30 protein-coding genes are annotated in these 23,540 nt (G+C 67.3%); 23 read left to right on the top strand and 7 right to left on the bottom strand.

Going from position 1 to position 23,540, the window contains the following annotated elements; all coding sequences use genetic code 11:
- Positions 1-199: 199 nt before the first annotated feature.
- On the top strand, positions 200-472 hold the full coding sequence (locus WDM91_05380; GenBank protein ID MEI9994002.1) for a hypothetical protein: 273 nt from the start codon (positions 200-202) through the stop codon (positions 470-472).
- 125 nt (positions 473-597) lie between these two features.
- Here WDM91_05380 and WDM91_05375 read toward each other — a convergent pair whose 3' ends face one another.
- Positions 598-2,718 carry a transglycosylase SLT domain-containing protein gene (locus tag WDM91_05375; protein MEI9994001.1) on the bottom strand — a complete coding sequence of 707 codons (2,121 nt, stop codon included), beginning with the start codon at positions 2,716-2,718 and terminating at the stop codon, positions 598-600.
- A 170-nt stretch (positions 2,719-2,888) separates the two neighbouring features.
- Between WDM91_05375 and dapA the strand changes: the two genes are divergently transcribed.
- The 4 genes from dapA to WDM91_05355 all read left to right on the top strand — a co-directional run bounded on the left by dapA (position 2,889) and on the right by WDM91_05355 (position 5,547).
- On the top strand, positions 2,889-3,779 hold the full coding sequence (gene dapA / locus WDM91_05370) for a 4-hydroxy-tetrahydrodipicolinate synthase (GenBank protein ID MEI9994000.1): 891 nt from the start codon (positions 2,889-2,891) through the stop codon (positions 3,777-3,779).
- 184 nt (positions 3,780-3,963) lie between these two features.
- Positions 3,964-4,437 (top strand): SsrA-binding protein SmpB, encoded by a 474-nt coding sequence (gene smpB, locus WDM91_05365; GenBank protein MEI9993999.1) that lies wholly within the window; start codon positions 3,964-3,966, stop codon positions 4,435-4,437.
- Between the two features lie 4 nt (positions 4,438-4,441).
- Positions 4,442-4,852 carry a hypothetical protein gene (locus WDM91_05360; protein ID MEI9993998.1) on the top strand — a complete coding sequence of 137 codons (411 nt, stop codon included), beginning with the start codon at positions 4,442-4,444 and terminating at the stop codon, positions 4,850-4,852.
- Positions 4,853-4,875: 23 nt separating this feature from the next.
- Positions 4,876-5,547: a sulfite oxidase-like oxidoreductase gene (locus WDM91_05355; protein ID MEI9993997.1), complete on the top strand. Its 672-nt coding sequence runs from the start codon at positions 4,876-4,878 to the stop codon at positions 5,545-5,547.
- A gap of 154 nt (positions 5,548-5,701) precedes the next feature.
- Here WDM91_05355 and WDM91_05350 read toward each other — a convergent pair whose 3' ends face one another.
- From WDM91_05350 to WDM91_05330, 5 genes are all read right to left on the bottom strand, one after another.
- The gene (locus WDM91_05350) at positions 5,702-6,340 is read right to left on the bottom strand and encodes a uracil-DNA glycosylase (GenBank protein ID MEI9993996.1); all 639 of its coding nucleotides are present in this window, start codon (positions 6,338-6,340) and stop codon (positions 5,702-5,704) included.
- A 43-nt stretch (positions 6,341-6,383) separates the two neighbouring features.
- On the bottom strand, positions 6,384-6,965 hold the full coding sequence (locus WDM91_05345) for a hypothetical protein (protein MEI9993995.1): 582 nt from the start codon (positions 6,963-6,965) through the stop codon (positions 6,384-6,386).
- On the bottom strand, positions 6,962-8,158 hold the full coding sequence (locus tag WDM91_05340; GenBank protein ID MEI9993994.1) for a M48 family metalloprotease: 1,197 nt from the start codon (positions 8,156-8,158) through the stop codon (positions 6,962-6,964). The genes WDM91_05345 and WDM91_05340 overlap by 4 nt, the downstream gene beginning before the upstream one ends.
- Positions 8,155-8,856, bottom strand: coding sequence for a hypothetical protein (locus WDM91_05335; GenBank protein MEI9993993.1), 702 nt, complete (start codon positions 8,854-8,856; stop codon positions 8,155-8,157). The genes WDM91_05340 and WDM91_05335 overlap by 4 nt, the downstream gene beginning before the upstream one ends.
- A gap of 105 nt (positions 8,857-8,961) precedes the next feature.
- Positions 8,962-9,543 carry an NYN domain-containing protein gene (locus WDM91_05330; protein MEI9993992.1) on the bottom strand — a complete coding sequence of 194 codons (582 nt, stop codon included), beginning with the start codon at positions 9,541-9,543 and terminating at the stop codon, positions 8,962-8,964.
- Between the two features lie 101 nt (positions 9,544-9,644).
- Between WDM91_05330 and folK the strand changes: the two genes are divergently transcribed.
- Positions 9,645-10,136 carry a 2-amino-4-hydroxy-6-hydroxymethyldihydropteridine diphosphokinase gene (gene folK, locus WDM91_05325; protein ID MEI9993991.1) on the top strand — a complete coding sequence of 164 codons (492 nt, stop codon included), beginning with the start codon at positions 9,645-9,647 and terminating at the stop codon, positions 10,134-10,136.
- Here the strand turns inward: folK and WDM91_05320 are convergent.
- Positions 10,120-10,680, bottom strand: a complete 561-nt coding sequence (locus WDM91_05320) for a hypothetical protein (protein ID MEI9993990.1) — start codon at positions 10,678-10,680, stop codon at positions 10,120-10,122. The two genes, folK and WDM91_05320, sit on opposite strands and share 17 nt — an antisense overlap.
- A gap of 161 nt (positions 10,681-10,841) precedes the next feature.
- On the opposite strand from WDM91_05320, the gene WDM91_05315 reads away from it, so the two are divergent.
- The 17 genes from WDM91_05315 (at position 10,842) to recO (ending at position 23,500) form a co-directional block, all read left to right on the top strand.
- Complete coding sequence (locus tag WDM91_05315) at positions 10,842-11,360, top strand: hypothetical protein (protein ID MEI9993989.1); 519 nt, start codon at positions 10,842-10,844, stop codon at positions 11,358-11,360.
- Positions 11,361-11,412: 52 nt separating this feature from the next.
- Positions 11,413-11,829 (top strand): PaaI family thioesterase, encoded by a 417-nt coding sequence (locus tag WDM91_05310; protein ID MEI9993988.1) that lies wholly within the window; start codon positions 11,413-11,415, stop codon positions 11,827-11,829.
- Positions 11,830-11,953: 124 nt separating this feature from the next.
- Positions 11,954-12,121 (top strand): hypothetical protein, encoded by a 168-nt coding sequence (locus WDM91_05305; protein ID MEI9993987.1) that lies wholly within the window; start codon positions 11,954-11,956, stop codon positions 12,119-12,121.
- A 121-nt stretch (positions 12,122-12,242) separates the two neighbouring features.
- Positions 12,243-12,623: a DNA-directed RNA polymerase subunit omega gene (rpoZ, locus tag WDM91_05300; GenBank protein MEI9993986.1), complete on the top strand. Its 381-nt coding sequence runs from the start codon at positions 12,243-12,245 to the stop codon at positions 12,621-12,623.
- A 180-nt stretch (positions 12,624-12,803) separates the two neighbouring features.
- A complete protein-coding gene (locus tag WDM91_05295; protein MEI9993985.1) occupies positions 12,804-15,050 on the top strand; it encodes a bifunctional (p)ppGpp synthetase/guanosine-3',5'-bis(diphosphate) 3'-pyrophosphohydrolase in 2,247 nt (748 codons plus the stop codon).
- Positions 15,051-15,130: 80 nt separating this feature from the next.
- Positions 15,131-15,628: a hypothetical protein gene (locus tag WDM91_05290; GenBank protein ID MEI9993984.1), complete on the top strand. Its 498-nt coding sequence runs from the start codon at positions 15,131-15,133 to the stop codon at positions 15,626-15,628.
- Positions 15,629-15,812: 184 nt separating this feature from the next.
- On the top strand, positions 15,813-16,397 hold the full coding sequence (pyrE, locus tag WDM91_05285; protein MEI9993983.1) for an orotate phosphoribosyltransferase: 585 nt from the start codon (positions 15,813-15,815) through the stop codon (positions 16,395-16,397).
- The gene (locus WDM91_05280) at positions 16,397-16,828 is read left to right on the top strand and encodes an SgcJ/EcaC family oxidoreductase (GenBank protein MEI9993982.1); all 432 of its coding nucleotides are present in this window, start codon (positions 16,397-16,399) and stop codon (positions 16,826-16,828) included. Before pyrE ends, WDM91_05280 begins: the two co-directional genes overlap by 1 nt.
- 263 nt (positions 16,829-17,091) lie before the next feature.
- The gene (locus WDM91_05275; GenBank protein ID MEI9993981.1) at positions 17,092-17,703 is read left to right on the top strand and encodes a hypothetical protein; all 612 of its coding nucleotides are present in this window, start codon (positions 17,092-17,094) and stop codon (positions 17,701-17,703) included.
- 141 nt (positions 17,704-17,844) lie between these two features.
- Positions 17,845-18,159, top strand: coding sequence for a hypothetical protein (locus WDM91_05270; protein MEI9993980.1), 315 nt, complete (start codon positions 17,845-17,847; stop codon positions 18,157-18,159).
- The gene (locus WDM91_05265) at positions 18,156-18,884 is read left to right on the top strand and encodes a pyridoxine 5'-phosphate synthase (protein MEI9993979.1); all 729 of its coding nucleotides are present in this window, start codon (positions 18,156-18,158) and stop codon (positions 18,882-18,884) included. Before WDM91_05270 ends, WDM91_05265 begins: the two co-directional genes overlap by 4 nt.
- 2 nt (positions 18,885-18,886) lie before the next feature.
- The gene (locus tag WDM91_05260) at positions 18,887-19,636 is read left to right on the top strand and encodes a hypothetical protein (protein ID MEI9993978.1); all 750 of its coding nucleotides are present in this window, start codon (positions 18,887-18,889) and stop codon (positions 19,634-19,636) included.
- Complete coding sequence (gene acpS / locus WDM91_05255) at positions 19,633-20,034, top strand: holo-ACP synthase (protein MEI9993977.1); 402 nt, start codon at positions 19,633-19,635, stop codon at positions 20,032-20,034. Before WDM91_05260 ends, acpS begins: the two co-directional genes overlap by 4 nt.
- 55 nt (positions 20,035-20,089) lie before the next feature.
- Complete coding sequence (gene lepB, locus WDM91_05250) at positions 20,090-20,959, top strand: signal peptidase I (protein ID MEI9993976.1); 870 nt, start codon at positions 20,090-20,092, stop codon at positions 20,957-20,959.
- Positions 20,880-21,617, top strand: coding sequence for a ribonuclease III (rnc, locus tag WDM91_05245; protein MEI9993975.1), 738 nt, complete (start codon positions 20,880-20,882; stop codon positions 21,615-21,617). Before lepB ends, rnc begins: the two co-directional genes overlap by 80 nt.
- Entirely contained in the window at positions 21,614-22,534 is a 921-nt protein-coding gene (era, locus tag WDM91_05240) for a GTPase Era (protein MEI9993974.1), read from the top strand. Before rnc ends, era begins: the two co-directional genes overlap by 4 nt.
- Before the next feature lie 228 nt (positions 22,535-22,762).
- Complete coding sequence (gene recO, locus WDM91_05235; protein MEI9993973.1) at positions 22,763-23,500, top strand: DNA repair protein RecO; 738 nt, start codon at positions 22,763-22,765, stop codon at positions 23,498-23,500.
- The last annotated feature ends 40 nt before the right edge of the window (positions 23,501-23,540 follow it).

The following is a 23,540-nucleotide window of genomic DNA, read 5'->3' as shown; positions in this document are numbered from 1 at the left end:
GGCCGCGGCCACCCGATGCGAAAGCATCACCAGGTGCCGCGGCCAAGCTTTTTCCGGCGGGGGCTCGCGCAGGCGCTCCGGCCTAGGTTCTTAACCGTACATTAAAATCAAGGTTAACCCCGTTAACCCTGCCTTAGTCTCTCCTCCGTCACGATCGCCCCGCGCAAAACGGGATGACCAGCGCAACGAGGAGAGTGTCATGGCGTGCATAGATGTCGATGCCTTGGCGCAGTTCGAGACGGAGGCCAAGAGCGGCCGTCCGGACGCGATGTACAATCTGGGCCTGGCCTACTCGACGGGACAGGGCGTCGGCGTCGACTTCGTCGCCGCGCACAAATGGTTCAACCTGGCGGCCTTGCGGGGCAGCGACGAGGCCAAATCCTGGCGCGCGTCGATCGCCAAGGAGATGAACACCGGCCAGATCGCCGAAGCCCAGCGCCTCGCCCGCGAGTGGCTGTCGATCTTCCGGTGACCCACGAACTGTCATCCCGGCCCAGCGCTGCGTCGGCAGCGCACCGAGCCGGGACCCATTGCGACCGTGACGCCATAGGTCCCGGATCGCTCCGCTGCGCTACGCGTCCGGGATGACAATCGGGGCTAAGGCCCCAGCACCCCGACCTGCACCGCGCCCGGCGCATAGAGATCCTGCAGGATGCGCGTCTGCACATCGCGCCCCGCCAGCCGTCCGCGATAGATCTGCGCGTTCTCCAGCACCCGCATCACATAGTTCCGCGTCTCGCTGAACGGGATCATCTCGATCCAGTCGATGGGATCGACTCCGGCCGTGCGCGGATCGCCGTTCGCCGCCAGCCATTTGCGCACATTGTTGGGGCCGGCATTGTAGGACGCGATCGACAGCACCAGGGACCCGTTCCAGGTCCCCAGATAGGTCGCGAACTCCACCATGCCGAGCTGGATGTTGTAGTTGGGGTCCGTCGTGAGGTCGTTGGGCCGGTAGAGCAGCCCGGCGCGGTTGGCATCGGTCCGTGCCGAGCCCGGCATGAGCTGCATCAAGCCGCGCGCGCCGGCCTTGCTGACGGCATCGGGATCGAACTCGGTCTCCTGCCGGATCAGCCCAAGCACGAGCGCCGGCTCCGGTCCCGTGCCGGGACCCGGATAGGCCGGAATCGGAATGACCGGGTGGGTGTAGGGAAGAAACGTCGTGCCCGTATAGCTCGCGGTCTTCGCCACCCGGACCGCGATCTCGCGGAAGCCGAGCTCGGTCAGCGTCTGCGCCAGCACCTTGACCCGCTTGGGCTCGGGATGCAGCTCTTCCTCGCGCGCCGCGAAGACGCGCAGGAAATTCTCCTGCCCCAGATCCGCCAGCGCCCGGATCGGCCGGTTCAGCTCGTCGCGGGCGAAGTCGTCGACCGCATCGCGCGCGTCGACCTGCAGGTCGCCCACATGCAGAACCGGCGTCGCGTCGATCCGCGCCAGCGCCACCTGGCCGTAGAAGCTCTCCGGCGCCTGCGCCGCCAGCCGGTACTGCGCGACCGCCTCCGTCTTGCTGCCCATCGCCTCGTAGCAGCGCCCCTTCCAGTAGCGCGCCCGCGCCAGGCTGATCGGCCGCGACACGCCGGCCTCGAGCGCCTTGAAATGGCCCAGCGCCCGGGTCGGGCTGTCCATGCGGCGCAGGGCGATCCACCCGGCGAGGAATTCGGATTCGGAGAACTCCGTCCCGCTCGTCAGCCCCGTGTCGTCGATCACCGCATAGGCCGCGCGATACGAACCGCTCGCCACCAGGCCGCGCACGGTGAGGTTGGCTTCGCTCCACCAGCGCGTGGGATGCGCCGCCGCGAAGCTCTTCATGCCCGTGCGGTTCAGGAGCGAAGCCGCCGCCGCATTGTCGCCCGCCCGCCGCGCCGCCCTTGCGCGGTCGAACAACAGGTCGGGATCGCTCGCCACGCTCGCGGGCAGGGCGGCGGCCAGCCGCTCGCCGATCGTCCGATTGGTGCGCAGGGCCAGCCGCGCGCGCCCCAGCGCCTGCACGTCGTCCTCCACGCGCGACAGCTCGCGCTGCGCCCCCGCGACGTCGTCGCGCGAGATCAGGTTGGCCAGCCGCGCGCGGTCGACGTCCGGCGTCAGCAACCCGCCATCCTTGCGCACGATGGCGAGTTCCTGGTCGGGCTGGAACGCGCCGCTGATCCAGCCGCGCTGCACCATCGCGCGTCCGGCACCGGCCTTGCCCAGCGCGATCATCGCATCGCCCAGCCGCACCATGCCCAGCCCGGTGACCGGCGTGCGGTCGCCGAACCATGCGAGCGCCGCGCCCGGCGCCATCGCGGGATCCATCGCGACCTCCGCCCGCGCCAGCAGCGTGTCGCGCAGCGGCCAGGCCGGATTGTTCTTGAGGAACTGGTCGATCTCCGCGAAGGACGCGCCCGAATTCTTGTCCAGGATATAGCGCCAGGTGATCAGCCGGGTGGCCGTCGCGTCATGGCCTTGCCCGGCGAGCGCCCGCGCCGCGCCCCAGTCGCCGCGATCCGCCGCGTCGAATGCCCGCGTGTAGAGGTCGTGATCGGCGGCGCTCAGCGCGCGCACCGGGCTCGGCCGCCGCTCGCGGTCGAGCGTGAAGCCCGCATCGCTCGAACCGTCCGGGATCGGCTGCATCATGACGACCCCGCCCTGTTGGGTCAGCCCGCTCGGCAGGGTGGTCTGCGCGAAGGCCGCGGCGCTCGTGGTCGCAAGCAGGAACAGGGCGGCGCGCTTGTATGTCATGGGCAAATCACTCGAGGGCGGGTGAATCAGGGACCAGCCCTATGGCGAAGTCGAGGCCGGGGAGAGAATTTTGACAAAGTTTCACCTCCCCCGGCGGGAGAGGTGAATCAGCTTCCGAGTTTTCGTCCGGCCCTGTAGTTTGCGCCACCCAACCCTCAAAGCAGGCCGCCATGGCGTTCGCGCGCGACAGAATCAAAGGCTCCATTCCCGCCCTCATCACCCCCATGAAGGATGGCAAGGTGGACGAGGCGGCGTTCCGCAAGCTCGTCTCCTGGCAGATCGCGCAGGGCAGCCACGGCCTCGTCCCCTGCGGCACGACAGGCGAATCGCCCACGCTCAGCCATGACGAGCACATGCGGGTGATCGAGATCTGCGTCGAGGAAGCCAATGGCCGCGTCCCCGTCATCGCCGGCGCCGGCTCGAACGCGACCGCCGAGGCGATCTCGCTGACCAGATTCGCCAAGAAGGTCGGCGCCGACGCGGTGCTCTCGGTCACCGGCTATTACAACAAGCCGACCCAGGAGGGCCTCTACCGCCACTACGCGGCGATCGCCGAGGCGGTGGACATCCCGATCCTGCTCTACAACATCCCCGGCCGTGCCATCGTGGAGATCAGCGTCGACACCATGGCCCGCCTGGCCAAGCTGCCGACCGTGATCGGCGTCAAGGACGCCACGGCAAACCTGATGCGCCCGTCGCGCGAGCGTCTGGCCTGCGGCAAGGATTGGCGCCTGATCTCCGGCGAGGACGGCACCGCGCTGGGCTATATGGCGCATGGCGGCCATGGCTGCATCTCGGTGACCGCGAACATCGCACCCCGGCTGTGCGCACAGTTCCAGGAGGCTTGCATGCGGGGTGCTTTCGCGGAGGCCCTGGCGATCCAGGACACGCTGATGCCGGTCCATGACGCGATGTTCGTCGAGGCCAGCCCCGCGCCGGTGAAGTTCGCCGCCTCGCTGCTCGGCCTGTGCGGCGACGAGGTCCGCCTCCCGCTGGTCGCCGCGACCGACAATGCGCGCGCCGTGGTCCGCAAGGCGCTGAGCGGAGCGGGATTGGTGTAACCGCGTCCACCGTCTCCGCGCCGCCACCTCCGCTGTCATGGCCCGCCGGAGAGCGGGCCATCCAGGTGACGGCGGCACCGGCATTGAAGAACGGAACGGCGCTCCTTATTTCGCGACGGGAGTATGTTATCACCTGGATGGCCCGCTGTTGCGGGCCATGACAATCGAAGAAACACCTGTTCCCATGCCCAAGAAAAAAGACGACGGCACCAAGATCGTCGCGGACAACCGCAAGGCGCGCTATGCCTATGCCATCGACGAGACCATCGAGGCCGGCATCATGCTGGTCGGCTCGGAGGTCAAGTCGCTGCGCTCGGGCAAGTCGACGATCTCGGAATCCTACGCCTTCGCCAAGGACGGCGAGCTCTTCCTCGTCAACGCCTATATCCCCGAATACACCCAGGCCAGCCGCTTCAACCACGAGCCCAAGCGCCAGCGCAAGCTCCTGGTCCACAAGCGCGAAGGCGCCCGGCTCGCCGCCGCGATCCAGCGCGAGGGCATGACGCTCATCCCCTTGCGCCTGTATTTCAATCCCAAGGGCATCGCCAAGCTCGAGCTCGGCGTCGCCAAGGGCAAGAAGCTGCACGACAAGCGCGAGACCGAGAAGCAGCGCGACTGGCAGCGCGACAAGGCCCGCCTGATGCGCGACAAGGGCTGAAGCGATGGAGCGATGGCTGCGCACGCTCGGCCGGGTCGCCGGCTACGGCACGACCCAGGCGGCGGTCGCCACGCTGCTTCTGCTCGGCCTGATCGCCTCGCGCAATCCCATGCGGCCGGCGCCGACTACCCTGGTCAGCTTTGCGATGATCGCGGCGATCGGCGCCGCCGCCGGCCTCGGCTACGACACCGCGGCACGGCCCTGGCCCGCCGCCGCGAAGCTCTTCGCGCTCTACGCCCTCGCCGTCGTGCTCGCCTACAACGCGCTCTTCTTCGCCGTGGCGCTGCTCGCCGTTCCCGCGGCGCTCCATTTCGGCGCGATGGACCTTCTGGGCTCGGTCCTGCTGATCGCCATCATGGTCGGCCTCGCGCATGTCGGCCGCGGCCTTGCCGTGCTGCTGCGCTGGATCGCCTGAGGCATCGCGCCTACACTGCGGCGATGCGTGACGACGACCAGCCCGGCCTGATCGGCAAGATCAAGGACAAGCTCATCCGCTCCAAGCAGGAATGGGCGGAGCAGGGCCGCCTGATCACCGGCCGCCCCGACCTCGGCCATGTGAACCGCCTGCCGCCGGGCCAGAAGGAAGTGAAGAACTGGCCCGTCCTCGATCTCGGCGTGCAGCCCGACATCAAGCCGGAGAAATGGCGCCTGCAGGTCCTCGGCCTGGTCGAGAATCCCGTCGCGCTCACGCTCGAACAATTCCGCGCCCTGCCGCAGGCGGAGAGCGTCAGTGACATCCACTGCGTCACCTCCTGGAGCCGTTTCGACAATCACTGGCAGGGCGTGTCGTCCGCCACGCTGCGCGATCTGGTCAAGCCGAAGGCCGCGGCGAAACACATCGTCTTCCACGCCTATGACGGCTACACCACCAATGTGACGGCGGCGGTCTTCGCCGACCCCAACGTCCTGCTCGCGCATAGCTGGGAGGGCAAGCCCATCCCGCGCGAGCATGGCGGCCCGGTCCGCGTCGTGGTTCCCGACTGGTATTTCTGGAAGAGCGCCAAATGGGTGACGCGCATCGTCTTCCACGCCGACGACAAGCCCGGCTTCTGGGAGACCCGCGGCTACAACAACGAAGGCGATCCGTGGAAGGAAGAGCGGTATTCGTAGATCACCGCTGTCATCCCCGGCGAGCATCGGCGAAGCCGATGCGAGGGAAGGGGACCCAGGCCTCGACGACATGCACCGGAGTTGCTGAAAGACCTGGATCCCCTTCCCTCGCATCGCGCGGAGCGCGCGATGCTCGCCGGGGATGACAACGTCGTCACAGCGCGTGCAGCGCCGCGATCTTGGCCTCCTTCACCGCCGCGTCGAACATCGCCTCGGTCAGCACGCCGGTATTGGTGTTGTAGCGCGAGCAATGATAGCTCGAGATCAGCGTGATCTTCCCCGCCTGATAGGCGCCGCCATGCTTGAAGGGATGCTTCGATTTGCGCAGCCCCAGCGTGTCGCAGACGCTGTCATGCGCGATCTTGCCCAGCGCCAGGACCGCGCGCAGATGCGGCATCGCCGCGATCGTCGCGCCGAGGAATTGCCGGCAGGTCCGGATCTCCGCCGGCAGCGGCTTGTTCTGCGGCGGCACGCAGCGCACCGCATTGGCGATCGCGCAATGCTGCAATTCGAGGCCGTCATCGGGACTGCGCAGGTAATTTCCCGTCGCCAGGCCGTGGCGCAGCAGCGTGGCGTAGAGCAGGTCGCCGGCATAGTCGCCGGTGAACGGCCGTCCGGTGCGGTTCGCGCCATGCAGCCCCGGCGCCAGCCCGACGATCAGCAGTCTTGCGCCGAGCGCGCCGAAGCTCGGCACCGGCGCGTTGAAATAGTCCGGGAGCGCCCTGCGGTTCGCGGCGCGGAAATCGGCGAGACGCGGACAGAGCGGGCAATCGCGCGGCGGTTCGGTGGTCATGCCGCGAGGCTAGCACGCCCGCTGCGCCGTCGTCCGGAACCGGTCAATTGCCCGCGGTCTGGACCGAGCCGAAGATCTTCTCGACCGTCGGACCGTAGTGGTCGTAGTAATATTCGACCGGCGCGATGAAGAGGATCATGTCCAGCTTGCCGCCGCGCTGCGCGAAGATCGCCATCCCCTTCATGTCGAGGCCGTCGGCGCTGGAGAAGGTGAGATCGAAGCGGAAACCCGGCGCGGCGCCGAACGCCGCGGGCCGCAGGTTCGACGTCCGTATCTGCTGGTAGCCCAGCTTTCCGAAATTCGCCGAGAGCAGCTCCATGACGTCGTCCGGCACCATCGACGCCTGGTAGACCTTGACCTCGTTCTTCGGCACGCCGGCGACGTCGATCAGCGGCTTGCCCGGCTCGATGCCGGTGAAGAACATCAGCGAGTCCAGCGAGATGCCGTCCTCGGTCCACAGCGTTCCGGTGAAGCCGGGGAAGGGCGCCTTGCCCCAATTGATCTGCGGCGTGACCGTGACGTTGTTGCCCACCAGGACGGGCTTGCCGCCGTCGATGGCCGAATAGCTGGCACATCCGGCCAGTCCGAGAACGGCCGCCAGTGCGGCGGCGCGTGCGATCTTCATGTGTGGTCTCCCAGATGCGCGATGTAATATTCGACCATGGCGCGGTCGTCTGCGGCGGGTGCCGCGTCGAGATAGTGCTGGAAGGCGTCGCGGGCGCCCGCCGGGTCGCCTGATTTCATCGCCGTCAGCCCGAGGCCGCGGAACGCGCTCACCGGCGCGCCGGCCGCGATGGCGCTTTTGTATTCGTCGGCCGCGCGTGCGGCGTCGCCGGCTTCGTTGCGGCGGCGATAGACCTCCGCGAGATAGAATTGCAGCTCGCCCGATTTCGGATCGGCCGCGAGGAGCGCCTGCACCAGGATGAGGCTCTGGCCGTAATGCGAACGGTTCAGCTCCTCGCCCAGCCAGGCGGCGCGGAAGCCGTGCGTCGCCTGCAGCAAGGCCTCCGCGTCGACCTGCGGCGCCGCGGCGGGCGCCGGCAGCGCCGCGGCGCGGCTCTGCATGGTCGCCAGGCGTTCCTTGTTCGCGGGATGGGTGCGCAGGAAGAGGAAGCCGTCCTTGTGCTCCGGCTCGGCGTCTTCCTCGGCCATCTGCTCCTGCCACAGCGCCGCGCACTGGGCCGGGTCGTAGCCGGCCGCAGCGACCAGATCCTGTCCATGGGCGTCGGCTTCGCGCTCTTCGTCGCGCGAGAAGCTCATCATCGAGCCGAGCAGGGCGTAGTCGGCGGCCAGGCCGATCAACCCGACGCCTGCGCCGGCGGTGACGATGCCCAGCACCGCCATCGCGCCGGACGTGTTCACCGCCCGGCGCCACTCCGCCAGCGTGTGGCGCAGCGTATAGTGCGAGATCTCGTGACCGAGCACGCAGGCGAGCTGCGCTTCGTTCTGCGCCCGCAACAGCAGGCCGGTCCACACCTGCATCGCGCCGTTCGGCGCCATGGCCGCATTGAAATAAGGGATGTCGAGGATGTAGAGCCGCATATCGGCGCACTGGTCCTTCGCCAGCTTGCACATCACGCTCCGCACATAGGCGTTGAGCGCCGCGTCGCGGACCAGCAGGGGCGAGGTCTTGAAGGTGTCCTCCGCCTTGTCGTTCATCATCCACAACCCCGCCTCATCCGTGTCGGAGGCGGGGTGGTAGCCGGGCTGCATCGGATCGCCGGGCTTCGGCGGCGCCGTTGCCGGCTCGGCGAGCGCCGCTGCCGAAAGGAACAGGGCGCCGGCACAGAGAACCGAGAGGAGGTTCCTCAGGCTCAAAGCGGATTGCCCTTCAGGATGTCGTTCAGGAACGAGGTGGCGCCCTTCGCGTCGCGCAGGTCGCCATACTGGCTGAACAGCGTGTTGAACCACACGACATTGCCGGTGCGCAGGTCCACCACCGAGACGAAGGCGACCTGCACGCCGCCCTGGATGCCGATGCCGGCGATCGCGCCGAGGAATTGCACCGCGCGCCGCCCCGCCGTCGCGTAGCTGTCGCGCACATACACGAACATCGCATAGTCGGCATTGTAGCGCTGCCGCATGTCCTGCGTGCCCGGACCCAGCGTCCAGTCCAGCGCCGAACCCTTGGTCGGCAGCGTTGCGCCGCCGAAGCCGTGCTGCCGGATCTCGTTGCCCACCGCGCCATGCAGTTTCACGAGCTGGACGTCATGAGCATTGGTGAGTGTGTCGAGTTCCGTGACGCTGATGTTGCGCTGGTCCAGCGAACCGGCGATGCCCTTGGAGATCAGGTCGCGCGCGGTGTTGGTCCAGTCGGCGCGCGGCTCGTTCAGGCCGCCGGCCGTCAGCTCGGCGAGCACCACGTCGGGCTGGATCAGGACGATCCGCTTCTGCGGCCCGGACCAGTCGAAATTGGCGGCGCCGGTCGCCTTCATTTCCCGCGTCTGGGCGCATCCCGCCAGGCAAACGGCCAAAAGCGCAAGCGCGATCGCGCCGCGGAACGTCGATGATGTCATGTGACCAGCCCCAGTTAGTGGCGCTGACGATAGTCGAACAGCGGCCTGGGGCAAGAGCATACTGCTCAAAACCAGGGCAAAATCGTTTGGGTTAACGCCGGACTCTCACGCGGTCTGCGCGTAATGCGGCGACTGCGCCGCCTGTTGCGAGCGTGGCCCGCCCTCGCGGGCGATCTGGCTCTTGAGTTCGTCGAGCTCGATGAAATTGTCGGCCTGGCGGCGCAGTTCGTCGGCCGCCATCGGCGGCTGGGTGCGCACCGTCGAGACCACGCTGACCCGGCGGCCCTTGCGCTGCACCGCCTCGACCAGGCGGCGGAAATCGCCGTCGCCGGAGAAGATCACCAGGTGATCGACCTGCTCGGCCATCTCCATCACGTCGATGGCGAGCTCGATGTCCATGTTGCCCTTCACGCGGCGGCGGCCCTGCGCGTCGGTGAATTCCTTGAGCGGCTTGGTGACGACCGCGAAGCCGTTGTAGTCCAGCCAGTCGACCAGCGGCCGCAGCGGCGAGAACTCCTGATCCTCGGCGACTGCGGTATAGTAGAAGGCGCGCACCAGGATGCCCTTGCGCGCGAACAGTTCCAGGAGGCGCTTGTAGTCTATGTCGAATTGCAGCCCCTTCGCCGCGCCGTACAGATTTGCGCCATCGATGAACAGCGCCAGCTTTTCCTGGGGGTAGAACAACATATGTACTCCTATCCAAGTAAAGGCCGAACCGGCAATAGTCCCCCGCTCGCCCAGTGTTCTTCTAGTCCAACAGTCACGCTCCGCAACAGTGGAATCGACAGATGATCCTCATTGCGCTCGGCGGAAATCTCAGCTCGCAGCACGGCATGCCAGCGCTAACATTGGATGCGGCTTTACGGGCGCTCGCACAGCGTGGCGTAGCCGTCGTTTCCGTTTCGCCGTACTACGCAACGCCTGCCTGGCCGGATGCGTCCGATCCCCCTTTCGTCAATGCGGTTGCTCATATCCATACGGCGTTGTCGCCGGACGTCTTGATGGAACTCCTCCACGCTACGGAAACTGCCTTCGGGCGAGTCCGTTCCCGCCGCAACGCGCCGCGCACGCTCGACCTCGACCTGCTCGATTATGACGGGCGCGTTGAGCAGGGGCCGCCGGTCCTGCCGCATCCGCGCATCGCGGAGCGGGCTTTCGTGCTCGTGCCGCTCGCCGACGTTGCGCCCGACTGGATCCATCCCGCGACCGGGCAGACCGTCCGCTCGCTGATCGATGCGCTGCCGGAACGGCAGATCGAAAGACTTACTTCCCGAGCGTGAGCGTCGCGCGGATGCGGTCGAACGCGGCGAGGAGGCCGGCGCGATCGAACGCCTTCACCGTGCCCGGATCGAAATTCCCGATGGCCGCCGAATGGATGAAATACCGCACCGCGACGCAGGGCGAAGTTCCGTCGATGACGAAGATCTGCGTCTCGTAGCGATTGCCTGCGCCGGCGTCCTCGCTCGTCGCCGCCGTATAGATGCGCCCATCGGCATGCACCCTGTGGACATCGTCCGCCGGATCGACGAACTGCGAAGGCTGGCAGCCGGAGCCGGGCAGGCTCTCGACCGAAAGCTTGCTGTCCGTGCCGAGATTCGTGCCCGCCGCCGTCCCGGCCGGAATGGTGAACGCGACGCCGTGGATCTCGCGATCCGGCCCAAGCGCCGCCGAGACATAATGCGTGTCGATGCTCCAGCCCGGCGGATAGGCGATGGTATAGCCGAGCATTGCATCGGTGTAATGTTTCCAGCCATGTGGCGCAGCCTGCGCCGCGAGGCCCGTGGCGAGCAGCGCCGAAAGAACCAGACCGAGCCGCTGTGTCATCCCGTTCCCCTGCATGGCGTGTCGCGGCAGGCTAGGCCGTTGGAACGCGGCTTTCCATGAAAACATCGCGGCTTGCATGGCCGCGTACCGCCGAACGACTCGCCGATTCCCTTTGCGGCGATTTCCCTCTAGCGTCCGGCCGCCCTTGCCATGGACCCGTCATGCCCGACTACACCGCCCTGCTGCCGCCCGGTCTCGCGCTCCTCCTTATCGTCCGCCGCGGCATGAAGCCCACTCGGATCAAGCCGAACCGCCTCTGGGTCTATCCCGCGATCATCACGCTGCTGGTGCTGACCTCGCTCTCGCATGCAAAGGCGCCCGACCCGCTCACGCTGGCGATCTACGCCGCGGTCGTCGTCGCGGGCGGCGTGCTGGGTTGGTTCACCACCCAGCACATCGAGCTCACGCTGGACGAGAAGACCGGCACGGTGATGAGCCAGCCTTCGCTGTTCGGCACCGCGGTGACGGTGGCGGTATTCGGTGCCCGCTTCGCGCTCGACTATGTGATGCAGGTGCCGTCCGGCAAGGGCATGAGCCAACTCGCGGTCCAGCATGGCGCGAGCCTCGCCCTGCTTACCAATGCGGGTCTTTTGTTCGTCGCCGCCCGCGGCCTGTCGCGCGCCTGGCACATGTGGGCCCGCATCCAGCCGCTGCTGGCGCAGCACAAGGCGTCGCAATAGCTTTCGGGCGCGACGGAGGGGGCCGCGCCCCGACGACGAGGGGAGAACACGGATGTCCAACGACGAAGCCTGGGTCGCCCGGCTCAACGCGGTGAATCAGGACCGCCTGCCCGGGATGGTCGGAATGGTGGTGACGCATGCCGAGCACGGCCTGATGCGCGCCCGCATGGAAGCCAAGCCCGCGCTGATCGCGCCGATCGGCTTCCTCTTCGCGCCGGCGCTCATCGCGCTCGCCGATACGCTCTGCGCCTACGGCACGACGTTGCCGGAAGGCGCGAGCGGCTTCACGACGGCGGAGCTCAAAAGCAACTTCATGAGCACGATCCGCGAAGGCCATGTCCTGTGCGAGGCCCGGCGCGTGCACAATGGCCGCACGACGCAGGTCTGGGACGCGGAGCTGACGGCCGAAGCGACCGGCAAGCTGATGGCGCTGTTCCGCTGCACCCAGATCATTCTCTGGCCGAAATAGCAGGTGCCGCGGTCCGGCATGCGGCTTTATCGTTACTGGCGAGTTACCTTTGGGATATTGCACCTCCATCGGAACCGAGCAGATGTTGCCGAACGCGCGCTTTACGTCGAGGGATTATGAGCGCATGGCCAAGGAGTTGGAATCGCTGGCGCAGACCATTCGCCAGCACCCCGAGATGGACCATCACACCGCGGAGCGGCTCGCGATCATGGCATCGGAGATGCGTCAGGACGCCCGCACCGAATACCTCAAGACGGGTCTGCGTCCCACACCCGCCGACCCCGAAATCTGACCGCCGGATTCGCTGCCCTTGCCTCGCGGCCGCACAATCTATAGGTTCCGCGGCCTTCTGACCGGTTTTGGCCCGCTTTGCGCCCTCCGCGCGGCTAAAGCCTTGAAAGACAAGGATTTCCATGGCTCGCGTTACCGTTGAAGATTGCGTCGACAAGGTCCCGAACCGCTTCGATCTGGTGCTGATCTCGGCGTTCCGCGCCCGCCAGCTCTCCGGCGGCGCCGAGCCGCTGGTCGACCGCGACCGCGACAAGAACCCCGTCGTCGCCCTGCGCGAGATCGCCGCCAAGGAGATCAAGCCGGACGAAGCCAAGGAAGACTACATCAAGAGCATGCAGAAGCATGCCGATGTCGACGAGCCCGAGGCGCAGCCTTCCGAAGACGTGCGCGAGGATGCCGCCTTCCGTCAGGTGACCGAGGAAGAACTGCTCCGCGCGCTCACCAGCGAGGCCCAGCGCCGCGCCGAGCCGCAGCCCGAACCGGAAGCCGACTACGAAGAGTAGTTCCGTCCCACGCCTCCACCGCGCAGCGGATGGTGAAGGGGACAGCTACAAGCAAGACATCAAAAGGCCGGAGCGCAAGCCCGGCCTTTTTCGTTTGATGGACCGGCGATCACATCCTCCCCCGCGCGCGCGAAGACACATTTCTTCCGCATCGACGATTTCCACGCCTATATTGTGTGCATGAGCACGCCGACCGCGCCGGAGACCGAGGTTGCGGAGCAGATCGTTTCTGCCCCGGCGGCGACGGCTGCGCCCGCGGCCCCGAAGGCCAAGCGCCGCCTGATGCGCCAGACCGAGCTGGTCGACCGGGTCAAGGCCTATGACCCCGAAGCCGACGAGGACTTGCTCAACAAGGCCTATGTCTATGCCATGAAGGCGCATGGCAAGCAGTTCCGCGCCTCCGGCGATCCCTATTTCGCCCATCCCCTCGAAGTCGCCGCCATCCTCACCGACCTCAAGCTCGACGTCGCCACCATCGTGACCGCGCTGCTCCACGACACGATCGAGGACACGCTGGCGACCTTCGACGACATCAAGGCCAATTTCGGCGAGGAGATCGCCAACCTGGTCGACGGCGTCACCAAGCTCAGCCAGCTCGAGCTCTTCAGCGAGCGCACCAAGCAGGCGGAGAATTTCCGCAAGCTGATGCTCGCGATCACCAGCGACATCCGCGTGCTGCTGGTCAAGCTCGCGGACCGCCTGCACAACATGCGCACCCTGCAATTCATCAAGAAGCCGGAGAAGCGGCTGCGCATCGCGCAGGAGACGCAGGACATCTACGCCCCGCTCGCCGGCCGCATCGGCATGCAGACCATGCGCGAGGAGCTCGAAGACCTCGCCTTCGCCGAGCTCAACCCGGAGGAGCGCAACTCCATCGTCACCCGCCTGGCGCGGCTGGGCGAGACCTCGGGCGACCGCATCGGCCGCATCGCCGACCAGATCAAGCGCAAGCTCGCCGAGCACAACATCGAGGCCTGGGTCTATGGCCGCGCCAAGCGGCCCTTCTCGATCTGGCGCAAGCTCAAGGTCAAGCAGCTCAATTTCGAATCCCTCTCCGACATCTTCGGCTTCCGCGTCATCGTGCGCAGCGAGGACGACTGCTACCGCGCGCTGGGCGTGCTGCACACCACCTGGCAGATGGTACCGGACCGCTTCAAGGATTTCATCTCGACGCCCAAGACCAACGGTTACCGCTCCATCCACACCACGGTGATCGGCCCGGAGAAGCAGCGCGTCGAGGTCCAGATCCGCACCCAGGAAATGCACGACATCGCCGAGCGCGGCGTCGCCGCCCATTGGCGCTACCGCGAGCATGTCGCCTCGGAGGGCGACGACCGCGCCTATGGCTGGCTGCGCGACATGGTCGACCTGCTCGAGCGCGACAATGCCGAGGACTTCCTCGAGAATTCGCGCCTCTCGATGTACCAGGACCAGGTCTTCTGCTTCACGCCCAAGGGCGACCTGATCTCGCTGCCGCGCGGCGCCACGCCGATCGACTTCGCCTATACGCTGCACACCGATATCGGCAACACCACGGTCGGCGCCAAGGTCAACGGCGTGCACGTCCCGCTGCACACGCCGCTGCGCAACGGCGACCAGGTCGAGATCATCCGCACCAAGGAACAGACCCCGTCGCCGCTGTGGGAGCAGTTCGTGGTCACCGGCCGGGCCCGTGCCGAGATCCGCCGCTTCCTGCGCCACGCCCAGCGCGACGAGCACATCAGGTTCGGCCGCAACATCCTCAAGAAGGTCTTCGCCGACGAAGGCGCCGAGCTGACCGAGAAGGCGATCACCGGCGTCGCCAAGAAGCTGCATGCCGGCAAGGCGGAGGACGTCTATGCCGAAGTCGGGCGCGGCGCCCTGCGCGGCCATGAGGTGCTGGACGCGGTCTTCCCCGAGCTCAAGAAGGATCCGGAAAGCCGCAAGCGCGCCGCCTTCGCCGAGCCCAACGCCAAGAAGCCGATCTCGATCCGCGGCCTGACCGAGGGCATCGCCTACAAGCTCGGCCAGTGCTGCCATCCGCTGCCCGGCGACCGCATCGTCGGGCTGATGGTCCCGAGGGAGGGGGCCGTGATCCACACCATCGACTGCGCCGAGCTCGAGAAGGCCCAGGATTCGATGGAAGACTGGCTCGACGTCGCCTGGGGAACCCACGCCGCGGAGAGCGGTCCCTCGGTCGCGCGCGTGGCGGTGCGGGTGAAGAACGCGCCGGGCTCGCTGGCGGCGGTGATGAGCGTGATCGCCAACAATGGCGGCAACATCCACAACATGAAGGTGACGAACCGCAACCCGCTGTTCTTCGAGTTCACCGTCGACATCGAGGTCCGCGACCTCGCCCATCTGCAGAACATCCTGGGCGCCCTGCGCGTGAACGCGGCGGTGGAGAGCGTGGACCGGGTGCGCGAAAAGGAAGGCGCACCCGCCTGATCTCCGTTTCACCTCCCCGGAGGCGAGGTGGGGAGATGCCATCCCATGCTAGAATGTCACTGCACCCCGGGGATCGCGCCATGACCCGCAATCGAATCCTCTGCGCCCTCGGCTTCGCTTTGCTATCCGCAGCCGCAGCCGCTTCGCCCGCGGCCGACGATGCGGCCCTCACGCGCATGGTCACCTGCCGGGACTCCTGGCTCGACTGGCAGACGGCGGGCGATCCACGCCTGCCGCGCTTCGCCGCGCAATTGCATGCCGGCTATGCGGCCCATGGCAACGACGCCTATGTCCTGCCCAGGACGCGCAGCACGGTCGCGGGCTTGCCGGTCCTGCAGCTCTATCCCAACAGTGTGGGCATGGGCGTCGGCATCTCCGTTCTCGTCGCTGCGCCGTTCGATGCGGCGCGCAAGGCCATCGAACAAAACCTCGGCAGGCCGCTGGCGCATTGCGCGACGGAAGAGGGCATGACGAGCTGCGAGCTCCAGATCTCGGAGAAGCGCACCGTCACCCTGATGCAGGACGACCCGAAGGATGCGACGACGCTGGTCGCCTGCTATTACTACTACGAGAGATAGCTGCGGGCTGGCGCGAGGGTTTCTCCGGTGTCATGGCCCGCGAATGCGGGCCACCCAGGTGATACAAATCCTGTCCTCGCAAGGCGGGTTGCGCTCCAAATGTCGCAGCCGATCCGGTCTCAACTGGGTGGCCCGCATTCGCGAGCCATGACATTTTGAAATGGCAGGATTTAGAAGAAGAAACATGACCCCCGAACAAGTCCTCTCCGAATTCGAGAAAGCCGGCGCCCTGCTCAAGGGCCATTTCATCCTCTCGTCCGGCCTGCACTCCGACATGTTCCTGCAGAAGGCGCTGGTCTTCCAGGACGCCAGGCGCACCGCCAAGCTGTGCAAGGCACTGGCCGCCAAGGTGCGCGAAGAGGTGAAGACGCCCTTCACGGCCATCGTCTCGCCCGCCGTCGGCGGCATCGTTCCGGGCTATGAGATGGGCCGCCAGCTCGGCCTGCCCGCGATGTATGTCGAGCGGGTCGACGGAAAATTCCAGCTCCGTCGCAATTTCCAGCTCACCAAGAACCAGCCCGTGCTGGTGGTCGAGGACATCATCTCCACCGGCGTCTCCAGCCGCGAATGCATCGAGGCGATCAGGCACGCCGGCGGCAAGCCGGTCGCGGTGGCCTGCCTGATCGACCGCTCCAACGGCAAGGCCAAGACCGGCGTGAAGCTGGTGGCGCTGACCACGCTGAAGGTCCCCGCCTGGGACGCCGACAAGCTCCCGCCGCATTTGCGCAATATCCCCGCGGTGAAGCCCGGGAGCAGGGGACTGGCCTGATGTCCGACGATCCGTCCGACCGCGCCGCCATAGAAGCGTTGATCCAGGCCGAAGACGACGCCTGGACGCGCGGCGACGCCGCCGCCTTTTCGAAGGCGGTGCTCACCGATTGCGTCTTTACCAATATCTTCGGTGCCGTCTTCACCGGCCACGCCGCTTTCGAGACCCAGCACACGCGCATCTTCGCGACCGTCTTCAAGGGCACGAGCCTGCGCCAGCGCATCGCCCATCTGCGCTTCCTGCGCCCGGACGTGGCTGTGGTCGATACCGAGGCCGTGGTCTCAGGCCTCAAGGCCCTCCCACCCGGCACCCAAAGCCCCGACGGCGCGCTCCACACCAGGCTCCTGCAGGTGTTGGTCAAGCAGGACGGCACATGGTGGATCGCCGCCTATCACAACGTCGACGTGAAGCCGCCGCCTGCGCCAGCTTAACCACGCTGTCATCCCCGGCTGAGTGCGAGCGAAGCGAGCGCGAAGGGACCCCGTAGCGACAGCGTACGGGGACCCAGGCGTCAAAACCTGGGTAGCCTTAGCACCTGGGTCCCCTTCCCCTCGCACTGCTAACGCAGTGCTCGGCCGGGGATGACAAGTGTGGTGCGTTGCGCCAGCCGCGACACCGGCCATCGCCCTCTTGCGCTACGCCTTCCGCCGTCCCATCTCCTTCCACGGCACCACCCGCTGGAGGGGCGCGCGCGATGCTTCAGGATTCCCTGCCGAACGGCCTGCCCTCCGCCGCCGATCTCCCGCCCGGCGGTCCACGCGGCCTCGGGTGGCGCGTGCCGCTGTGGTTCGCCACGGTCTTCGTCGCGCTTCTGCTCTGGCACATCCTGACGGGGCGCCTTCTTCTGTTCGGCGTTCTGCTGTTCGACCTCGCGGCCTGCCCGGTCTTCGCGCTGTTCATGGCCTGGGCGTTCGGCCTGTTCGATCGCGGCGTCCATGGCGGCGTGCGCTTCGTGGCCGTGCTCGGGAGCTTCGCCGTCGCCATCCTCAGCTTCGCGGCGTTCCTGGTCTTGGTGATGGCCGGCGGCACCGGCCATCCTCCGCCGCGCTGGCGCAACGTGGCGGGTCTCTACGACTTGGTCGCCGACCTCGCGCTGCGCGACCGCTTTCCGGTGGGCATACGCGAGCGCGACATGATCGTCTCGTTGCGCGCCGACGGCTTCACGGTCGACCCCGCGGGGCATCGCGCCGTCTACCGCTGGTCGGTCAGCTATGCCTGCACCAAGACATTCGAGCTGAACTGGACCGCGCAGGACGGCCGCCTGCGCTCCATCCGGGGCCCGGGAAATCGCATGGAGTGTTTCTGAACGGCGCTCGGCCGGAGACGACAAGAGCCTGCGTGGACAAGCCGGCGCAGCGGCCCGCCGAACCCCGCCCTGCGCCGCGCGTTTGCGCGATATGCATCCGAACTTATCCCCGCCCGCCAAAACCGTCGTACACTCTCGCGCATGAGATCAGACCGCGACTCCTTTCCCTTCCCGCCCGCCATCGCCGCGGCGCATCTGCGACAGCCCCGGCACCGCCGCAACGCCGCGCGCAAGCAAAACAATTATATTGCCGAAAGTGTGGTAAGTACTGGACGCAAAAGGAAGAAACGCAACCGCCCCGGCGCGAAGCCCGGCAACGCCAACGCCCTGACCCACGGCGCCCATACGGCCCGCGCCAGGGCTTTGCGCGGCTATGTCCACGCCCTCGTCCGCCACGGCTATCTTCTTCTCAAGCTGCGCGCCATCGCCGCGCGCGCCCACAAGGATCTGTCATGAGCCATCTGCGTCTGGGTGTGAACATCGATCATGTCGCCACCGTGCGGCAGGCGCGGGGCAGTGCCTATCCGGATCCCGTCCGCGCGGCGCTCGCCGCGGCCGCCGCCGGCGCCGACGGCATCACCGCGCATCTGCGCGAAGACCGCCGCCACATCACCGACGACGACATCGGCCGGCTGTCGCGGGAGCTGACCATCCCGCTCAATCTCGAAATGGCCGCGACCGACGAGATGCATGTCATCGCGCTCAATGCCAAGCCGCACGCCGCCTGCATCGTTCCGGAGAAGCGCGAGGAGGTGACGACCGAGGGCGGCCTCGACGCGGCGCGCCAGCACAACCATCTGGCGCCCCTGGTCCGCAGCCTCGCCGCCGCGCGCATCCGCGTCTCGCTGTTCATCGAGCCATCCCGCGCGCAGCTCGATGCGGCGAAGGATCTGGGCGCCCCCGTCGTCGAACTCCACACCGGCGCCTATGCCAACGCCGCCGGCGCCGAGCAGGAGCGCATCCTCGACCGCCTGCGCGAAGCCGCCGCCTATGGCGCCGCGCTCGGCCTCGAGATTCACGCGGGCCACGGCCTGACCTATGACAACGTCAAGCCCATCGCCGCCATCCCGCAGATCCGCGAGCTCAACATCGGTCACTTCCTGGTGGGCGAGGCGATCTTCATCGGGCTCGATGCCGCGATCCGCCGCATGCGCGGCCTGATGGACGAGGCGCGGCGCTGAGCATGTGGACCTGGCTCCTCGTCCCCGCCGCCGCGCTCGGCTTCGCGCTCTTCGCCGGCCGTGCCCTGCCGCGCCGCGGCCTGTTCATCCTCGGCGGCCTCTTCGCCGTGATCGGCATCGGCGCGGTCGCAGCGCTCGAATGGCGCTACACGCCGGAACACACCACGCCGCTCACCATGCCGCTCGCGCTGGCCAAAGCCGGCCAGATCCAGACACCGCCCTTCGCGGTGACGATCCCGGGGCCGTATTCGGCCTGGCTGGTCTTCGATCACACCGACGCGGCGGACACCGATTTCGATTGCCTGACCGGACGGCCGGGCGCCGAAGCGCTCTGTCCGCATGCCGATCCGGTGATCGACCTCGCGTGGAGCGTCAGCGACGGCAGCACCAAGATTTCCCAGGGCCATACCGACTGGAGCGCTTGGCATGCGCGGCAGGCCGCTTTGTTCGCGCCCGACGCCGCGCCCCGTCCCAGGACGGTCCGCGCCAAGCCGTCGGACGGTTCCGACCGCTTGCCGCTGTTCTACGAGCTGGGTCACTTCACCGCCGCAGCGGGCCACCGCTACGCGGTCGCGCTCTACAATGGCGGCTCCGCCGGTCTGCTGGCGCAGCGCCATCCCCGGCTCGTGATCGGCCTGTCGGCCGCGGCCACCCGCGGCCTCGGCGCCATCGTGACGATCTTCGGGCTTCTCTGGGTGATCGCTGGCGCTATTCTGATCCTCAACGGAATCCGGCGCGGAGCAGCGGCATGATCATCGGTCTCGGCTCCGACCTCATCGACATCCGGCGGATCGACAAATCCATCGCGCGCTTCGGCGAGCGTTTCCTCGGCCGCATCTTCACCCCGCTCGAGCGCGAGAAATCCGACAAGCGGGCCCAGCGCAGCGCCAGCTATGCCAAGCGCTTCGCCGCCAAGGAAGCCTGCTCCAAGGCGCTCGGCACCGGCCTGCGCCGCGGCGTCTTCTGGCGCGACATGGGCGTGGTGAACCTGCCGGGCGGCAAGCCCAGCATGACGCTCACCGGCGGCGCCCTGAAGCGGCTGCAGGCGCTGACGCCGCCCGGCCACACCGCCCAGATCGACCTCACCATCACCGACGACTTCCCGCTGGCCCAGGCGATCGTCATCATCTCGGCCGTGCCGGCGCCTTAAGCAAGACACCGCCGCCGCCTTGACGTCCCGCCCTCCGCGCTAGAAAAGACCCGCCATGTCCGACGACGACCCCGAAAAGCTCATCGACGAGCTGACCCAGGAGCCGGCCCCGCCCGCGGCCCCCCGTGTCGCACCGCCCGCCGCCGTCGAACCGCCGGAGCCCGAAGCCGCGCCCGGACCGGCCGGTCCCTACGATTCCTGGATCGAGTTGGCCAAGACGATCTTCTACGCCCTGCTGATCGCGCTGGTGATCCGCACCATCCTGTTCCAGCCCTTCAACATCCCGTCGGGCTCGATGCGCGCCACGCTGCTGGTCGGCGATTTCGTGTTCGTCGAGAAGTTCTCCTACGGCTACAGCCGCTATTCCTGGCCGCAGGGCGGCTGGCCGCTCGGCAGCCTGTTCAACGGCCCGGGCCGGGTGCTGGAGCGCATCCCGCATCGCGGCGACGTCGTGGTCTTCAAGTTCCCGGGCGACAACTCGACCGATTACATCAAGCGCCTGATCGGCCTGCCGGGCGACCGCATCCAGATGAAGAACGGCGTGCTCTGGCTCAACGGCAAGCCGGTTCCCAAGCAGCGCGTCGACGATCTCGTCGAGACCGATGCCTTCGGCCTCGCGGTGCGCACGCCGCAATACCGCGAGACCTTGCCGGGCGGTAAAACCTATCTCACGCTCGACAAGGGCCCGTCGGAATACGACGACACCGGCGTGTTCGTGGTGCCCGCCGGGCACTATTTCATGATGGGCGACAACCGCGACGAGTCGGACGACAGCCGCGGCGATGTGGGCTATGTTCCCTCCGAAAACCTCGTAGGCCGGGCAGAACTCCGATTCCTCTCCATCGATGACAGCGCAATCTGGTACGAGCCCTGGACATGGCCGGGCGCCATCCGCTTCAGCCGGATGTTCACCTTCGTCGACTGACCTCGAAGCGCGTCTCGGCCATCGCTTCGCCGACCGCGACCTCTTGAAGCGCGCCCTGACGCATTCCAGCGCCGATGCCGTGATCTCCAACGAGCGGCTGGAATTCCTCGGCGACCGCGTCCTCGGCCTGGTCGTCGCCGAAGCCCTGCATGCCCGCTATCCCGACGATGCCGAAGGGGCGCTGGCGCTCAAATACAACGCGCTGGTCCGCCAGGACGCCTGCGCCCGGGCCGCCGAAGCCGCCGGGCTTGGGCCGCATCTCATCCTCGCCAATTCGGAATCGAGCAGCGGCGGCCGCAACAAGGCCGCGATCCTCGCCGGCGCCTGCGAGGCCATCATCGCGGCGCTCTATCAGGACGGCGGCATGGACGCGGCGCGCCGCTTCATCGACTGCTACTGGACCGGGACCTTCGCGACGCTGAGCAGCGACATGCGCGATCCCAAGACCATGCTGCAGGAATGGGCCCAGGCCCGCAAAGGCAATGCCGGCGCGCCGGTCTATGCGCTGGTCAAGCGCGACGGTCCGGACCATGCGCCGCATTTCGTCATCGAGGTCCGCCTCGGCGGCTTCGAATCCCTCGCCGGCGAAGGCCGCTCCAAGCGCGAAGCCGAGCAGGATGCCGCCAAGAAGATGCTAGAGAAAGTTCGCGAAGCATGACCACGCAAGCGGGTTTCGCCGCGATCATCGGCGCGCCCAATGCCGGCAAGTCCACGCTGGTCAACGCACTGGTCGGTTCCAAGGTCGCGATCGTCAGCCCCAAGGTGCAGACCACCCGCATGGCGGTGCGCGGCGTCGCGATGGCCGGCGAGACCCAGATCGTGTTCGTCGACACGCCTGGCATCTTCAAGCCGCGCCGCCGCCTCGACCGCGCCATGGTCAACGCCGCCTGGGCCGGGGCAGGGGATGCCGATGCCGTCGTGCTCCTGGTCGATGCCGCCGAGCTGACCGCCAATCCCCGGGGCCATGCCGCCAACGACACGCATGCCATCATCGAAGCGCTGAAGACCGGCAACCGGAAGGCCGCGCTCGCGCTCAACAAGATCGACGGCATGAAGCGCACCGACCTTCTGCCGCTGGTCCAGCAGCTCAGCGCCGAAGGCGTCTTCGAGGAGGTCTTCCTGATCTCCGCCCTCAAGGGCGACGGCGTCGCCGATCTCATGGCCTGGGTCGCCAAGCGGATGCCGGAGGGTCCCTGGCTCTATCCCGCCGACCAGGCCGCCGACATCCCCTCGCGCCTCCTCGCCGCCGAGATCACCCGCGAGAAAATCTATCTGCGCCTCCACGACGAGCTGCCCTATGCCTCGACCGTCGAATCCGAGAAATGGGAGGAGCGCAAGGACGGCTCGGTGAAGATCGATCAGATCATCTATGTCCAGCGCGAGGGCCAGAAGGCGATCGTGCTGGGCAAGGGCGGCCAGACCATCAAGCTGATCGGCGAGATGGCCCGCAAGGACATGGAAGAGCTCTTCGAGCGCCGCGTGCACCTCTTCCTGTTCGTGAAGGTCCGCGAGGACTGGGCCGAGCAGCGCGAGCATTACAAAGAGATGGGATTGGAGTACCCTCCTGACGAGTAACACACCGCTGTCATCCCCGGCGAGCACTGCGCGTAGCGCAGTGCGAGGGAAGGGGACCCAGGCGGCGCATCGCGGACGATGTCGAAAGAAATTTCGTGTTTTGCTCTCGATACCAACACCGAATCCACCACCTGGGTCCCCTTCCCCTCGCAGTGCTGACGCACTGCTCGGCCGGGGATGACAACGATGTTGTTATTGTCCAGGCCGTCTCGCAGATGGCTTGAGCCCATGGAATGGACCGACGCCGCCATCGTCCTCTCGACCCGCCCGCACGGCGAGACCAGCGCGATCCTCGAAGTGCTGTCCCGCGAGCATGGCCGCCATCTCGGCCTGGTGCGCGGCGGCGCCTCGCGGCGCGCCAAGCCCGTGCTCCAGCCCGGCAACAGCATCCATCTGCACTGGCGCGCGCGGCTCAACGAGCATTTGGGCAATTTCACCGCCGAGCCCGTGAAGGCCCGCGCCGGCGATCTGCTGGAAAGCCGCGAGGCGCTCGCCGGTCTCAACGCCTTCACCGCCGTCGCCGCCGCCGCGCTGCCGGAGCGCGAGGCCCACGCGCCGGTGTTCGAAGCCGCCAACATCCTGCTCGACGCCATGCAGGCCGACGGGATCGCCCATTGGGGCGCGCTGTTCGTGCGCTGGGAGGCCGGCGTGCTGGAGGAGCTCGGCTTCGGCCTCGACCTCACGCGTTGCGCCTCGACCGGCGACACCGACAACCTCGTCTATGTCAGCCCGCGCAGCGGTCGCGCGGTCTCCCGCGCCGCGGGTGCGCCCTACAAGGAGCGGCTTCTGACCTTGCCCGGCTTTCTGCTGGCGACCCAGAACGCGACGCCCGATGCCGCCGATGTCGCGGCGGGCCTGAAACTCACCGGACATTTCCTGCTGGAGCGCGTCCTGTCGCCCCATGGCAAGGCAATGCCGCCGGCGCGCCTGCGCCTCGACGAGATGACGCGCCGCGAATCGACGTAGGCTGCAACCGGGTCCATTTCCTCGTAGTTCCACGGTGTCA

The sequence above is a fragment of the Rhizomicrobium sp. genome (assembly GCA_037200385.1).
Classification (GTDB): domain Bacteria; phylum Pseudomonadota; class Alphaproteobacteria; order Micropepsales; family Micropepsaceae; genus Rhizomicrobium.
The sequence above is the reverse complement of the archived record's forward strand: the minus strand, read 5'-3'. Positions and strand labels throughout refer to the sequence as shown.

What these genes read in the sequence shown, in the direction of transcription:
- WDM91_05380 (MEI9994002.1), top strand. Translation starts at nt 200, where the DNA reads ATGGCGTGCATAGATGTCGATGCCTTGGCGCAGTTCGAGACGGAGGCC.
- WDM91_05375 (MEI9994001.1), bottom strand. Translation starts at nt 2,718, where the DNA reads ATGACATACAAGCGCGCCGCCCTGTTCCTGCTTGCGACCACGAGCGCC.
- dapA (MEI9994000.1), top strand. Translation starts at nt 2,889, where the DNA reads ATGGCGTTCGCGCGCGACAGAATCAAAGGCTCCATTCCCGCCCTCATC.
- smpB (MEI9993999.1), top strand. Translation starts at nt 3,964, where the DNA reads ATGCCCAAGAAAAAAGACGACGGCACCAAGATCGTCGCGGACAACCGC.
- WDM91_05360 (MEI9993998.1), top strand. Translation starts at nt 4,442, where the DNA reads ATGGAGCGATGGCTGCGCACGCTCGGCCGGGTCGCCGGCTACGGCACG.
- WDM91_05355 (MEI9993997.1), top strand. Translation starts at nt 4,876, where the DNA reads ATGCGTGACGACGACCAGCCCGGCCTGATCGGCAAGATCAAGGACAAG.
- WDM91_05350 (MEI9993996.1), bottom strand. Translation starts at nt 6,340, where the DNA reads ATGACCACCGAACCGCCGCGCGATTGCCCGCTCTGTCCGCGTCTCGCC.
- WDM91_05345 (MEI9993995.1), bottom strand. Translation starts at nt 6,965, where the DNA reads ATGAAGATCGCACGCGCCGCCGCACTGGCGGCCGTTCTCGGACTGGCC.
- WDM91_05335 (MEI9993993.1), bottom strand. Translation starts at nt 8,856, where the DNA reads ATGACATCATCGACGTTCCGCGGCGCGATCGCGCTTGCGCTTTTGGCC.
- WDM91_05330 (MEI9993992.1), bottom strand. Translation starts at nt 9,543, where the DNA reads ATGTTGTTCTACCCCCAGGAAAAGCTGGCGCTGTTCATCGATGGCGCA.
- folK (MEI9993991.1), top strand. Translation starts at nt 9,645, where the DNA reads ATGATCCTCATTGCGCTCGGCGGAAATCTCAGCTCGCAGCACGGCATG.
- WDM91_05320 (MEI9993990.1), bottom strand. Translation starts at nt 10,680, where the DNA reads ATGACACAGCGGCTCGGTCTGGTTCTTTCGGCGCTGCTCGCCACGGGC.
- WDM91_05315 (MEI9993989.1), top strand. Translation starts at nt 10,842, where the DNA reads ATGCCCGACTACACCGCCCTGCTGCCGCCCGGTCTCGCGCTCCTCCTT.
- WDM91_05310 (MEI9993988.1), top strand. Translation starts at nt 11,413, where the DNA reads ATGTCCAACGACGAAGCCTGGGTCGCCCGGCTCAACGCGGTGAATCAG.
- WDM91_05305 (MEI9993987.1), top strand. Translation starts at nt 11,954, where the DNA reads ATGGCCAAGGAGTTGGAATCGCTGGCGCAGACCATTCGCCAGCACCCC.
- rpoZ (MEI9993986.1), top strand. Translation starts at nt 12,243, where the DNA reads ATGGCTCGCGTTACCGTTGAAGATTGCGTCGACAAGGTCCCGAACCGC.
- WDM91_05295 (MEI9993985.1), top strand. Translation starts at nt 12,804, where the DNA reads ATGAGCACGCCGACCGCGCCGGAGACCGAGGTTGCGGAGCAGATCGTT.
- WDM91_05290 (MEI9993984.1), top strand. Translation starts at nt 15,131, where the DNA reads ATGACCCGCAATCGAATCCTCTGCGCCCTCGGCTTCGCTTTGCTATCC.
- pyrE (MEI9993983.1), top strand. Translation starts at nt 15,813, where the DNA reads ATGACCCCCGAACAAGTCCTCTCCGAATTCGAGAAAGCCGGCGCCCTG.
- WDM91_05280 (MEI9993982.1), top strand. Translation starts at nt 16,397, where the DNA reads ATGTCCGACGATCCGTCCGACCGCGCCGCCATAGAAGCGTTGATCCAG.
- WDM91_05275 (MEI9993981.1), top strand. Translation starts at nt 17,092, where the DNA reads ATGCTTCAGGATTCCCTGCCGAACGGCCTGCCCTCCGCCGCCGATCTC.
- WDM91_05270 (MEI9993980.1), top strand. Translation starts at nt 17,845, where the DNA reads ATGAGATCAGACCGCGACTCCTTTCCCTTCCCGCCCGCCATCGCCGCG.
- WDM91_05265 (MEI9993979.1), top strand. Translation starts at nt 18,156, where the DNA reads ATGAGCCATCTGCGTCTGGGTGTGAACATCGATCATGTCGCCACCGTG.
- WDM91_05260 (MEI9993978.1), top strand. Translation starts at nt 18,887, where the DNA reads ATGTGGACCTGGCTCCTCGTCCCCGCCGCCGCGCTCGGCTTCGCGCTC.
- acpS (MEI9993977.1), top strand. Translation starts at nt 19,633, where the DNA reads ATGATCATCGGTCTCGGCTCCGACCTCATCGACATCCGGCGGATCGAC.
- lepB (MEI9993976.1), top strand. Translation starts at nt 20,090, where the DNA reads ATGTCCGACGACGACCCCGAAAAGCTCATCGACGAGCTGACCCAGGAG.
- rnc (MEI9993975.1), top strand. Translation starts at nt 20,880, where the DNA reads ATGACAGCGCAATCTGGTACGAGCCCTGGACATGGCCGGGCGCCATCC.
- era (MEI9993974.1), top strand. Translation starts at nt 21,614, where the DNA reads ATGACCACGCAAGCGGGTTTCGCCGCGATCATCGGCGCGCCCAATGCC.
- recO (MEI9993973.1), top strand. Translation starts at nt 22,763, where the DNA reads ATGGAATGGACCGACGCCGCCATCGTCCTCTCGACCCGCCCGCACGGC.